This window comes from Flavihumibacter stibioxidans (assembly GCF_014332695.1).
Taxonomy (GTDB): domain Bacteria; phylum Bacteroidota; class Bacteroidia; order Chitinophagales; family Chitinophagaceae; genus Flavihumibacter; species Flavihumibacter stibioxidans.
On sequence record NZ_MBUA01000001.1, the window covers coordinates 537,515 to 550,260 of the forward strand.

The 12,746-nt window shown below is 46.4% G+C and carries 9 protein-coding genes; 1 reads left to right on the forward strand and 8 read right to left on the reverse strand.

Annotated elements, in window-relative coordinates; genetic code table 11:
* From BC349_RS02275 to BC349_RS02285, 3 genes are read right to left on the reverse strand one after another with little or no spacing between them, the layout of a single operon-like run.
* Entirely contained in the window at positions 1-831 is an 831-nt protein-coding gene (locus BC349_RS02275) for an aminotransferase class IV (RefSeq protein ID WP_187255128.1), read from the reverse strand.
* A complete protein-coding gene (locus BC349_RS02280) occupies positions 828-1,994 on the reverse strand; it encodes a DmpA family aminopeptidase (protein ID WP_246456743.1) in 1,167 nt (388 codons plus the stop codon). The genes BC349_RS02275 and BC349_RS02280 overlap by 4 nt, the downstream gene beginning before the upstream one ends.
* Positions 1,991-4,606, reverse strand: coding sequence for an MGH1-like glycoside hydrolase domain-containing protein (locus BC349_RS02285; protein ID WP_187255129.1), 2,616 nt, complete (start codon positions 4,604-4,606; stop codon positions 1,991-1,993). The genes BC349_RS02280 and BC349_RS02285 overlap by 4 nt, the downstream gene beginning before the upstream one ends.
* A 101-nt stretch (positions 4,607-4,707) precedes the next feature.
* On the opposite strand from BC349_RS02285, the gene BC349_RS02290 reads away from it, so the two are divergent.
* Positions 4,708-5,139 (forward strand): CBS domain-containing protein, encoded by a 432-nt coding sequence (locus tag BC349_RS02290; RefSeq protein WP_187255130.1) that lies wholly within the window; start codon positions 4,708-4,710, stop codon positions 5,137-5,139.
* Positions 5,140-5,179: 40 nt separating this feature from the next.
* On the opposite strand, the gene BC349_RS02295 is transcribed toward BC349_RS02290, so the two are convergent.
* The 5 genes from BC349_RS02295 to BC349_RS02315 all read right to left on the reverse strand — a co-directional run bounded on the left by BC349_RS02295 (position 5,180) and on the right by BC349_RS02315 (position 12,722).
* A complete protein-coding gene (locus tag BC349_RS02295) occupies positions 5,180-7,291 on the reverse strand; it encodes an endonuclease MutS2 (protein ID WP_187255131.1) in 2,112 nt (703 codons plus the stop codon).
* A 773-nt stretch (positions 7,292-8,064) separates the two neighbouring features.
* Positions 8,065-8,613, reverse strand: coding sequence for a hypothetical protein (locus tag BC349_RS02300; RefSeq protein WP_187255132.1), 549 nt, complete (start codon positions 8,611-8,613; stop codon positions 8,065-8,067).
* A 177-nt stretch (positions 8,614-8,790) separates the two neighbouring features.
* The gene (trhO, locus tag BC349_RS02305; protein ID WP_187255133.1) at positions 8,791-9,831 is read right to left on the reverse strand and encodes an oxygen-dependent tRNA uridine(34) hydroxylase TrhO; all 1,041 of its coding nucleotides are present in this window, start codon (positions 9,829-9,831) and stop codon (positions 8,791-8,793) included.
* Between the two features lie 77 nt (positions 9,832-9,908).
* Positions 9,909-12,374, reverse strand: coding sequence for a DUF5686 and carboxypeptidase regulatory-like domain-containing protein (locus BC349_RS02310; RefSeq protein WP_187255134.1), 2,466 nt, complete (start codon positions 12,372-12,374; stop codon positions 9,909-9,911).
* 6 nt (positions 12,375-12,380) lie between these two features.
* Positions 12,381-12,722 (reverse strand): hypothetical protein, encoded by a 342-nt coding sequence (locus BC349_RS02315; RefSeq protein ID WP_187255135.1) that lies wholly within the window; start codon positions 12,720-12,722, stop codon positions 12,381-12,383.
* Positions 12,723-12,746: the final 24 nt, after the last annotated feature.

The window sequence follows — 12,746 nt, forward strand, 5'->3', positions numbered from 1 at the left end:
TTATTTCCCTCCATAACTCAGTTCACTGAATAACTCATGCATCCTCCTGGTAATGGGACCGCAACTTCCATTGCCGATCCGGATGCCATTGATTTCGGTAACCGGCAATACCAGTTTGGTGGTACTGGAAACGAAAGCTTCACTTGCCTGCATCAATTCATCCAGGGTGAAATCCCTTTCAACAGTTTCAAATTCATGCGAAGCCAGTTGCAATAATTGTTTGCGCGTTACTCCTTTCAGCACATTACTGGCACCTGTAACCACCTCGCCTTTTTTCGTGACCATAAAAAAATTAGACCTCGGACACTCCGTTACCAGTCCGTTGCTATGGTATAATACATCATCCGCACCATGTGATTTAATGGCGGGCTGCAGCCAGACAGCCATCAGGTAGTCGATGGTTTTCACATCAGGCAACTGCCGTTGATGTTCGTACGTAATCAGGCGAATCCCACCTTCCTGCACCGTTCGTTCCAGTTGCAAAGCTTGCTGGGTGATCAACAGATTGGGTTTCGAGATGGTATAGCCATCGGTTGAATACCCGCCAGTTAGTGTGATGCGTATACCGGAATCAGGCAGGTTGTTTTTGACCATTAGAACTTCCAGCATTGCCCTCAGTTCATGTGTGGAACAACCCGGATCAAGATGCATGCGCTGGGCTGAATGACAAAACCTGTCTAGGTGATCATCCAGGAAAAGTGGTTTCCCTCCAATGGTCTTAAAGAAATCAAAAATTCCATAACCGCGTTGCACAGAAAGGTCTGAGATGTGCATCATGGCATCCTGGTATGGAACCAGTTGCTGGTTGATCAGTGCGTATGTTTTATTCATTTTTTGATGGCATTGTATTTTTTCAGAATATCCCTGAGTTGTGGCAGGGGAAGGGCTTCCGCCGTATGTTCCTTAAACCCTTTAACTGTTTCCGCTTTCAATAATGAATTGATAATGGCTTCTTCTGTTGCTTCAATGGCCGCCATGAACAATGGTGACATTTCATCGTTGTGCAATACTGTCATTTGCAGTTCCGTGGCAGCAGTATTGTGTGGCACAATATTACCCTTATAGGTGGAGAATGCGATCACATAATCGCCACTTCCATTGGAGGCGATGCCACCGGTTTTTGCAAGGCCCATGAACGCCCTTTTGGCCAGCCGATGCAGGTTCCTGCTATCCAATGGGGCATCGGTTGCCACCACCATCATGCAGGAGCCGTCCACATTGTTGAGCAATTCATTGCTGAAGGAAAACTTTTTCAGTTCTTCGCCTACCGGAACACCATCTACCTGTAAAACCCCTCCGAAATTTGATTGTACCAACACCCCCACCGTGTAACCGCCCAAATCCACAGGCAGCTTGCGCGAAGCGGTTCCTATCCCACCCTTGAATCCAAAACAAACAGTTCCAGTACCTGCACCCAAACTTCCTTCAGGCACCGGCCCGCCTGTTGCGTTTTTTATGGCATCCAGTACATCATGTTGCGTTACGTGCCGGCCTCGGATATCATTCAGCCAGCCATCATTGGTTTCCCCTACCAGCGCGTTTACCGACATTACGTTTTCATTACCCGGTTGCGCGATAGTATGCGTTATCACCGCCTCCATTGCTGTTGCCACATTCATGGTATTGGTCAATACTACGGGAGATTCAAGATTGCCCAGTTCCTGCACCTGTGTACTGCCAGCCAGCTTGCCAAATCCGTTACCAGTATAAATGGCTGCCGGCACTTTCTGTTGGAAAAGATTTCCATCATGGGGCAATATAACTGTTACGCCTGTCCGAACCGAATCGCCTTTTAACAGGGTGCTGTGCCCAACCTTTATACCGGATACATCCGTAATGGCATTCCATTTACCGGTTGGCAATACACCAATCGCCAGCCCCAGTTCCCTTGCTGATGGCCGCTTCTGGGCAACTATGCCAGCCGGTAAAAACAATAAAAACCAGGCTGCCGACACCAATATCCGGAACAATATTTCAGATTTTATTTTCATCATTTGCCTGTATGTCGCGGGTGTAATAATTTGGTCACCAATCCGGTCCATCCTGTCTGGTGCGCTGCTCCAATTCCCTTTCCATCGTCACCGTTAAAGTATTCAAAGAACAGGATATAATCTTTGAAATACGGATCTTTCTGGAGAAGATTATAATTTCCATAGACAGGCCTTGTACCATCTTCATCCGCCCGGAATATTTTAAGCAGTCGCCGGGATATTTCTTCAGCTACTTCATCAAGCGTCAGAAAATGTCCGCTGCCCGTCGGATATTCCACTTTCAGTTCATCACCGTAGTAATAGTGATATCGCTGGAGGGATTCGATCAGCAGATAATTCAGTGGGAGCCAGATTGGCCCACGCCAGTTTGAATTGCCGCCGAACATACTGCTGTCTGACTCTCCTGGAAGGTATTTCACCCCAAAGCGATTTCCTTCCACTTCAATTTCGAAAGGCTTGTCTTCATGGTATTTTGACAATGCCCTGATTCCATAATCACTAAGAAATTCAGTTTCATCCAACAGGCGTTTGAGAATGGCAATCAGTTTGTCCTCCCGTATCAACGACATCAGGTGTTTGGACTCCGACAGCGTGCTCTGCCATTCGGAGATTACTGAAGAGTAGGCAGATTTATGTTTGAGGAACCATTCCAGCCTTTGTACAAATTCCGGGATCTGTTCGAACAGGCTGTGGTCAATCACTTCCACAGCAAACAGGGGGATGATGCCCACCATGGAACGCACTCTCAGCTTATGTTCTGTTCCATCAGGCTTTTTGAAAATATCATAATAAAACTGGTCCTGTTCATCCCAGAGGCCGGTTCCTTTTTCGCCAAAACTGTTCATGGCTTTTGCGATATATACAAAATGCTCGAAGAACTTGGTAGCCATGTCCGCATACACATGATTGTGGGTAGCCAGCTCCAGGGAAATACGCAGCATATTGAGGCAATACATAGCCATCCAGCTGGTACCATCGCTTTGCTCCAGGTGTCCTCCGCCGGGTAATGGCGCACTACGGTCAAATACTCCGATATTATCAAGGCCGAGGAATCCTCCCTGGAAAATATTGTTACCATCGTGATCCTTTCGGTTAACCCACCACGTAAAATTCAGCAGCAATTTATGGTACACGCTCTCCAGGAACTGTAAATCACCCTTGCCTCCGTTGTTGATCTTGTCTATCTCATATACGCGCCAGGTTGCCCAGGCATGAACCGGTGGGTTCACATCCCCAAGATTCCATTCATATGCCGGGAACTGCCCGTTCGGATGCATATACCATTCTTTGGTCAGCAGCATCAGCTGGTTTTTTGCAAAACCCGCATCCAGAAAGGCCAGAGGAATACAATGAAATGCCAGGTCCCAGGCAGCATACCAGGGGTATTCCCATTTATCGGGCATGGAAATGATATCGGCATTGTTGAGGTGCCCCCAGTCGTGGTTCCGCCCCCAGCTTCGATGAAAGGGCGCCGGCTTTTTGGGATCTCCGTTCAGCCACTGGTCCACGTCATAATAATAGTATTGTTTACTCCAAAGCATGCCGGCAAATGCCTGCCGCTGGATCATCCGGTCCTCGTGCGATAATACTACCCGCTGTTTTTCTGCATAAAATTCATCGGTTTCTGCGATACGCTGCCAGAAAATAGCATCGTAGTCATGAAAGGGATAATCCAGTGCCTCCTTGCTCAATCGCAATTGAACGGTAACGGTTTCCCCGGCGCCAATGGAAAGGTTGTAATGTGCTGCGGCTTTTGTACCACTTTTTGATTTATTGAGAACTGTCCGTTTTTTGTTGACGATATAATCATTAATACCATCCTTTGCCACAGGCTGTATCCCTCGTTTTCCATTCAACCTTTTTGTGTTGGTATCGTTTTCACAGAATAGCAATTCGGGATTTCCATTACAGTACAGGTGATAATGGCCAATGCGCTGGTGATGGATACTTATATTGTGTGATCCTTCTGCATGCATTTCAGGCCTGTAATCATCGCGCCCCCAGGACCAGGTATTTCGAAACCAGATGGTTGGCAGTAATGAAAGGGGGGCAGCTTCCTTGTGCCGGTTGGCAACCGAAATTTTTATAAGGATGTCAGTAGGGCCGGCTTTTGCGTATTCTATAAAAACATCAAAATAATCGCCCTTGTCAAATATGCCGGTATCCACCAGTTCATATTCGGGGTCTTCGCGTGAGCGCTTATCATTTTCAGCATACAGCTGATCATATGGAAATGCCTGCTGGGGGTATTTGTACAACATTTTCATGTACGAGTGCGTAGGGGAACTGTCCAGATAATAATACAGTTCCTTCACATCTTCACCATGATTTCCCCGCGGTCCGGTGAGCCCGAATAACCGCTCCTTGACCCATGGGTCTTTTTTATTCCAGACGGCCACCGAAAAACAAAGGTGCTGGTGCTCATCGGAAATGCCTCCGATGCCATCTTCACCCCAGCGGTAAGCATAACTTCTCGCTATATCATAAGATACCGAATCCCAGGTATTTCCATCTTCACTGTAATCCTCCCTGACCGTACCCCATTGGCGGTCAGAAACATAGGGGCCCCATTTTTTCCAGTGCGGATCATTCAGTCGTTGCTTCTCTACATTCATCAGTTGTCTTTTGTCGGTTCAGGGGCTAAAGATAAGAACTGTGTACTTTTCACATTATGGGAATAAATATGTAACTTAAGGTTTAATCCTAAAGCTTCTGTATGCAAAAAGTAGCAGACATACTCGCACGCAAAAACCGGCACATGGTGAGCGTGGTACCCGGCACTACCGTGTTGGACGCATTGAAAATCATGAGCGATAATAATATCGGCTCAATCCTGGTTACTGATGATAACGATAAATACCAGGGCTTGATGACAGAGCGTGATTATGCGAGAAAAGTGATTTTGAAGGGCAAATCGTCCACAGACACCAAAGTTTCGGATATCATGTCAACAGACCTGCCAAGGATCAGTCCCGACAGTTCCATCGAAGAATGCATGCAACTGATGTCAGTTAACAATATCCGTTACCTGCCGGTATTTGACCAGAGTTACCTGGTGGGCATTATTTCGGTAAATGATGTCATCAAAGCGGTGATCGCCAACCAGGCAGAAACGATTTCGCACCTTCAGACTTATATACATTCTTAGAATTGAGTGAGAAGGCAGGAAGAGAAATCTTCCTTCCTTCTTACCCCTCGCTTTTCACTTCTTTCTCCTTAACGACCACCAGGTCCTTCACATCCACCTGCATCGGGAGTAAGCCGATTTTAACAACGGCGCGTTTGCCCCGGAGTTCGATCACTTCACCAACCTGGTGATTACGTTTCATTTTTACCTTCACGCCAACCTGGATATCGCCGCCTATTTCATCAAATTTCGAGTCGATTTTTTTCTGCAGCTTGTTCACCACCTGCTTCTCGTCTTTCTTAAACAGCAGCGCGAACATTTCTTTCATCACTTTTTGTTTGTCATCCGTTTTTTTCCACTCGATCAGGATCTGTTTCATCTTGCGGTCCATATCCTTGAGCTGGGTCATCCGCTCCTCGGTGATCTTATTTTGATGCTGCAGGATTTCCACCTGCTGCCGGTGCTTCTCTTTGTCCATCACCTGCTCCATCTCCTTTTTCAACCGCTCATTTTCCTTCAGCAGTTTGTTCAGCTCCTTTTCTTTCTTTTCCAGTTCACGCAGGTCCTGTTCCGTACGGTTCAATAATTTATCGAGCCTGAAATGATCCTCATCCACCATCTGGCGGGCCCGGTGGATCAGCCTTTTATCCAGCCCGATTCTTTCAGCTATGGAAAATGTATAGGAGCTTCCGGGCTTGCCGATGATCAGCTTGTACATAGGTAACAGGTTCTCCTCATCAAAGGCCATCGCACCGTTGATGATACCCGGCGTTTTATTGGCCATGACCTTCAGGTTCAGGTAGTGCGTGGTTACTATTCCCATCGCGTGTTTTCGCGCCAGCTCTTCCATGATCACTTCGGCAAAAGCACCACCCAGACTGGGATCCGATCCACTGCCCAACTCATCAATGAAGAATAGGGTTTTCCCATTCGCTGTTTCCATGAAATGCTTCATGTTCTTGAGGTGCGAGCTGTAGGTGCTGAGTTCAAATTCAAGGCTTTGGGTATCGCCGATATGAATCATCAATTGCTTGAAAATTCCAAATACCGAAGACGGGTGTACAGGCACCAGCAATCCGCTTTGTACCATCATCTGGTTCAGTCCCACCGTTTTCATGGTAACAGTTTTACCGCCGGCATTGGGACCACTGATGACCAGTATCCTGTTTTTGTCATCCAGCGTTAATGTTACCGGGATAGTTGGTTTCTGCGCCCTTTTATTATAGATATACAGCAGCGGATGATAGGCATTAACCAGGTGAATATGTGCTTTGTCCACCACCACCGGGTACTCCCCGTTATAATCCTGTGCCAGGCGCGCCTTGGCCCGGATAAAATCATATTCCCCGCTGATGTCTAGGTATGTTTTCAACAGTTCGGCATAAACTGCCAGTTGGGAGGTCAGGGTGCGAAGAATACGATATACTTCGCGACTCTCCTCGTTTTCGAGTGAATATACTTCATTGTTCAGCTCTATGGTTTCCTCCGGTTCAATGAATGCGGTTTTACGGCTGTCACTTTCACCGTGCAGGATGCCTTTGATCATTCTCTTCTGTTCGGCAAAAACAGCCAGTACACGGCGACCATTCAGGAAGGATTCTTCAATATCTGCGAGATAACCCTGTTTGTTCAGTTTGGCCACCACCCTTTCGAAAACCCTGCGCAGATCGGCTCTTTTTTTATACAGGCTGACCCTGATCCTCCGAAGGTCCTCCGATGCATGATCCATGACAGTGCCGGTTTCATCAAGTACTTCATTGATCATCTCCTGGATGGTCTTCTCATAATAGGTTCCTTCGATGACTTGTGCCAGCCCGGCATAAGCCAGCCGGCGTTCATTATCGAACCACCTGAAGATGCTCTGGATATTTTCGGCGAGTTTTCTGATATGGACGAATTGTTCTCCACTCAATACCGCCCCGGGGATGCCCAGCAGTTTAAGTTCCTTTGACAGGTTCAGAACAAAATCATTGGGAAAATAAACAGCGTTCTGCAGCAACTGCCGGAATTCATGGCTCTGCCTGAGCTCCGTTTCGATGAAGGATAAGCGGGTATGTATGCGAAGTTCCCGCGCCTTCAGGCGTGAATATTCAGTTTTACAATGTTGTTCCAGCAGGGTCCTGATTTTCTCAAATTCCAGTTGAACGACCGCCGATTCGGGGAAAAGTTTCATATTATTTCATCCTCCGGAGGGGGTTCATTCCCCCGGACCGGCAAAGTTAGCGCAATTTTCCACCCGTCGGGTGGCACCCGACGGGTGAACACCGTTCAAAGATTGGTCAGCATTCAGCTTCCCTATCCCTCCCCCGGATTTTATGGAAAGTCTGCCCTCATTTCGGTACAGGAATTCCCGGCATAGCACCAGGCCCAGTCCAGTGCCCTGCCCATTGACAGTTCATTGGGTGGAATAAAATGGGTTATTCTCCAGTTTACCCAGGGTAGCCTGGCTTATTCCCGCCCGGTCATCCTTGATATTAATTTCCATATGTAGGTCGTGTTCTCGGGCACCAAACTGGACCAGGCCTTGTTCGGGTCTGAATTTCAGGCCATCCGATACCAGATTGCAAAGGGCCACATTGGCCTTTTCCCTTTCTGCCCGGGCAAAATGCTGGTGAGACAAATTTTATCAATCTGGACGGCTTTGCCGGATGCCTGTAAACCGCCATTAGCCCATCGCCTCCACAGTCACTAGCCCCGAATTCAGCACTTCGGGTTCTGCAAAAGCAACCTGCATCTGACTTTTTGCCAATTGGAGCAGGTTTTCCATCAGGCTGGTGGTGAACCGAAGTTCCTGTTACGGCAGTAACACAGGTTGATCAGAATACTGGTTTACAGCCAGCATGCAGCAAATGGAATACTTGCATAATCCGTTTAACCACAGATTTCTACTCCTGGATAAAATTTCACCCGTCGGGTGGCACCCGACGGGTGAAAAGAGGGAAAAAATTAATGGGAATACTCGTAACGCTCTTCAAGGGTGATATCACCATCGAGCCATTTTACCTTCAGCCAGTCGTCAATGCCTTCTAACTGAACCAAATAGGCTTTCCTGTCGGCATACTCCACCTCAGTTACCTGGGTCAGGCGATAGCCTTTGTATTCTTTTCGGATACCATCGCCAATATTATCAGGTAATAAGGCGGCATTGTAATAACTGATCATGCTTTCCAGGTCGCCGTTTTTCCTGACTACAGCCCTTACTGTTTTACCAGCATCCTTGAAAAACAATCGGGTAACCCGGCCATCTTCGTACCATTTTAAACCGGAAGCGGATGGAAATGCTTTTTCAAATTTTTTAAGAAATTTCGGATCCAGCATGGCCACGGCGAATGCGTTGGCTGGAACATAGGAACCGTCTTTTGCAATTACTGGACTGGAGGATCCTTTGATGGTTGAACCATTTGCAAATACATGAACGGGAAGACAAAAAATACTAAGTGAGATCATTCCAGGGATCAGATACCCTTTTGTGAAGCTTGCTAAATTCTTTTTCATAACGAAAGGTTTCAGGTTGACAGATATTGTTTTCTTTCATGACCTGAAGGTACTACTAAACCTTTCGTAGAACAAGCAGAATTACACCAGCGGTAAAGGGTATTTTGCCCCCGAAATAAATGTTAAATATTTACATGAAAGCTTTACTGCGACTGCTTTTCAAGATTCTGTTCAACCTTATTGAACGCTTTTTAAACGGGGCCTTAATCTTGCCCGGGATTTGTTAAAAATATTCTGATCTTTTACTATTCCCTTGCGTAATTCTTTCTGTTGTTCTTCCGGCATGCGCTTCACTTCAAGGCATTCATCAGAACAACAACCTTCATATTTTTCAGCGCATTTTTTACACTGTATAAACAGGAGATGACACCCTTCATTCGCACAGTTGGTATGAGTATCTGCGGGCTCACCACACTGGTGGCAATGCGCAATCACTTCATCACTGATACGTTCACCCAAACGATTGTCAAATACAAAATTTTTTCCTCTGAATTTATTCGGCAAACCCAGTTCCATAGCCTTGTTGGCATAGTTGATGATGCCACCCTCGAGATGGAATACATTCCTGAACCCCTGGTGCAACATGTATGCACTCGCTTTTTCACACCGGATACCACCAGTACAATACATGATGATGTTCTTTTCCTTCTTATCCTTCATCATTTCAACGGCCATGGGTAGCTGCTCCCGGAAGGTGTCACTGGGCACTTCAATCGCCCTTTCAAAATGACCTACTTCGTACTCATAATAATTCCGCATATCAATCACAATGGTATCGGGATCATCTGTCAGTTTGTTAAATTCTTCCGCATTCACATACCGGCCCTTATTCCTCATGTCAAAAGCCGGATCATCAATGCCGTCCGCAACGATCTTTTCACGCACTTTAATTTTCAATACCCAAAAAGATTTTCCATCATCATCCACCGCAATATTCAGTCTTAATCCATTGAGGGGTTCAATGGAATAGAGATAGGCTTTTAATGCCTCAAAATTGCCCGAAGGCACGCTGATCTGCGCATTAATACCTTCATTGGCCACATAAATCCGGCCAAAAACCTTCAGGGCATCCAGGTTGCGGTAAAGCTCGTCCCTGAAAACCTGGGGATCTTCAATAAAAAAATACTGGTAAAAAGAAATGGTAGTCCGGGGTTCGGTTTCTTCCATTAAACGTTTCTTCAGCTCCTCCTGGGAGACGCGGTTGTGTAATACTGCCATCTTTAGGAAATTTTAAGGACACTTGCCTGGTGAACAAAATTTCGTGTAACGAGGCGCAAATTTAAAGAAAAGTTTGGTTAATCAGCCCCATCAAGCAAACCACGCAGGGATAGGCGGACGAACGCACCCCGGATCCGGCCCTGGTCAAAAGTCCATACCACATCGGTGCGGAATACTTTCAGGATATTTTCCAGCCCGATAAAGACCTCCCCATAGTGCCGGTTGCCATCAAGCCAAAGTGCATTGGCACCTCCCACCAGGAACCAGTTAAGTTGCCGGAACCCGGGTATCTTATTGGTCAGCATTCCGTTAAAATGATGCTCCGCATGACCCTCTGCCCAGAAACCTCCGGAATTACTGTACCGGTAATAAGGCAATGCCTGGAAACTATTCAGGTAGGGAGTAGCAAGCAGCATCCTATTGCCATTGAAATGCTTTAAATCTGGCACACCAACGGAATTGTCAGACAAAAATCCACCCACCTGGAAATTATACTGAAACATCCCCCCCAGTTTAAAATTAAGGTCATCCCGAATGCCGGTTTCCCATTTCAGGTAGTCCACATCACTTCCGAAAAGCCCCCGTACCCCATTGGTCAGGCCAATATGAAATTCCGGGTATTTTGAACCGAGATTCATCTTCCTGTCGGGAAATTCCACATAGCGCTGACCGGGTTTCCAGTTAAGGCCAATATTCCATGACAGGGCCTGGTGCCTTTCCATGGGAGCCGTCAATAAATCAGTTGGATAATTGGGCGTATAACTCCGATCCTTGTAATTACGCCAACTGTAATCGGTACTATTGGCTACCGGCATCCTGTCCTGGAATGCTATTCCTGCCGACACCCTGAAACCATTATTGAGTTCCTTGCGGAAACCGAGTTTGCCGAACCAGGCCTCGTATAATTTAAGGTGATTGTTTTCCCTCAAAAGTGATGAGAAAGTATTCATCAACGGCCCTACCGGTGCGTCATTATTAAACTGGAAAACATATTTACCTGCAGAAACTGAAAAAACCGACGGGTATTTATTGCCAAATGAATACGATCCGGATAGTTTTGCATTGAGGTGGCCATTACTGAATCCATAACGGATAGCGGGTTGCAGCACAAGGACCTTGTTAACATTGTTGCTGTCCGGTCTTTTGGTCCAGGTTCCGGACAATCCTGCAGAAAGCCCTTCAACAGTATTAAAACTTACCGTCCGGATCAGTGGATTGATGCCGATAATGGTTCTTTTTTTCTGTCTGCTGATGGTTTCACCTGTAAGCAACAACCCTGTAATGCTGATCCTGTTGCGGAGCCGGTCCAGTGAATCTAGATAACGCGGATCCTTTCTGGCCTGCTCAAGGCTATCCTTTCTCCTGTAATCCAGGATCTCCTCCGGCTGCAGCGGTAATGGCCGGATTGAATCCCAATAATCAACTGTCTTTTTATTGGACCCTTCATGGTATTTCATCACCGTGTTATTGAAATACTTTGGTGCGAAATCCGGTTCCAGGTTAAACTTTGAATAAACCGTAACTGAACTGCCCGTGGCATCGAAACCAAACATCTTTATGGCAGGATAAAGGACCTGGTTTCGGATCACCCAGGTGTTATTGTCGAAAGGCGCATACAACTGTTCTATCCGGAGCGTATCCAGGATTTCCATCTGGGATGATTTCAGCAGTTCAAGCTGCAGGCTGTGAATACGCCAGCTATTTTCAGTGATCATGATATAGCCGGAAAACAATGGCTCATATTTCCTTTTTGGAATCACCTGGATACGGTTCACCTCCACCCCGTCTTCCCAGAAACTGCCGTCAAACCTGTAACGGTAATAGCTCAACGCATTATTGGATATGGGCGAGATGAATCCCCGCGGGCTGATTCCTTCCGCGAGAATATTATTCTGGTAAAAATTTATAATACGTGGCAGGCTAAGGCCAAATGAATTGCTGTTACCGCTTACCCTGGTAGATAACACTTCCAGTTTATCCTTATCAGGTGGCTTTCTTGAATACTTTGATACTGTTTCTGACAGGTAAAGAATTTTTCTCTTGCTGGTATCGCCGTCTTCAAAATCCACCTTTTGCCCCATAAACTTTTTGGGGAAATCACGTAACTGTAATTGCTCCTTGGTATAAACTTCGCAACTGAAATTGGCCAGTTCCTCCAGGTGGTCCTTTCTTTTTTTGATTGCGTTACGGATAATGGAATAAGCAGGATCTTCGGCACCAGCCTTAACCACCACTTCGGCCAGTGACGACTGTTGTAAAGCCAGGACAAATTCCACCATAACAGCTGCGTCAGACAATTCAACCGTCCGTTCCTTTCTGGCATATCCCACATGCTGCGCAACCAATATGTATTGTCCGGGTGGAAGAGATAACTGGTAGTAGCCGTTTACGCCGCTTGTAGTCCCCTGCCGCCCGTTTTTCACGTACACGGAGGCATAGGAAAGCGGCTTCCCTTTTTCATCCCTTACATAACCAGTAATGGTTCCGGCATATGCGGCAGAGAAAAATATAAGTGCCGCGACTAATAAAAATATTTTCTGCATAATAGATTATAGCTTCCTGGCCAGACTGCCCGACAGTGCAGCAAAGCCCGCTACCAATCCGCCAATTAAACCAGTTACCAACATCAGCATAACAGGATTATCCTTTTTCAGAATCACCATCGAGATCTTTTCCGCAAGAATATTGTTGTTTGCCGCACTGATCCACCAGGCCATGATTGTCCAAAGCAGGAACAAAGCCAGGAAGCCAGACAGGAATGCTTTCCAGGGCGCCTGATGAATGGCGGCAGCAACCGCAAAAGCTGCAACCGCAATGATCCACCACGGCAAATAAAGGCTCAGTGCAAAACTCAATAATGCTGTCAGTAATATAGATACAATTAATTTCATCTTTTGTTAAATTTAAAAGTTATG

Excerpts from the sequence above, each read along its gene's own strand:
- BC349_RS02275 (WP_187255128.1), bottom strand. The coding sequence starts at position 831 with ATGAATAAAACATACGCACTGATCAACCAGCAACTGGTTCCATACCAG.
- BC349_RS02280 (WP_246456743.1), bottom strand. The coding sequence starts at position 1,994 with ATGATGAAAATAAAATCTGAAATATTGTTCCGGATATTGGTGTCGGCA.
- BC349_RS02285 (WP_187255129.1), bottom strand. The coding sequence starts at position 4,606 with ATGAATGTAGAGAAGCAACGACTGAATGATCCGCACTGGAAAAAATGG.
- BC349_RS02290 (WP_187255130.1), top strand. The coding sequence starts at position 4,708 with ATGCAAAAAGTAGCAGACATACTCGCACGCAAAAACCGGCACATGGTG.
- BC349_RS02295 (WP_187255131.1), bottom strand. The coding sequence starts at position 7,291 with ATGAAACTTTTCCCCGAATCGGCGGTCGTTCAACTGGAATTTGAGAAA.
- BC349_RS02300 (WP_187255132.1), bottom strand. The coding sequence starts at position 8,613 with ATGAAAAAGAATTTAGCAAGCTTCACAAAAGGGTATCTGATCCCTGGA.
- trhO (WP_187255133.1), bottom strand. The coding sequence starts at position 9,831 with ATGGCAGTATTACACAACCGCGTCTCCCAGGAGGAGCTGAAGAAACGT.
- BC349_RS02310 (WP_187255134.1), bottom strand. The coding sequence starts at position 12,374 with ATGCAGAAAATATTTTTATTAGTCGCGGCACTTATATTTTTCTCTGCC.
- BC349_RS02315 (WP_187255135.1), bottom strand. The coding sequence starts at position 12,722 with ATGAAATTAATTGTATCTATATTACTGACAGCATTATTGAGTTTTGCA.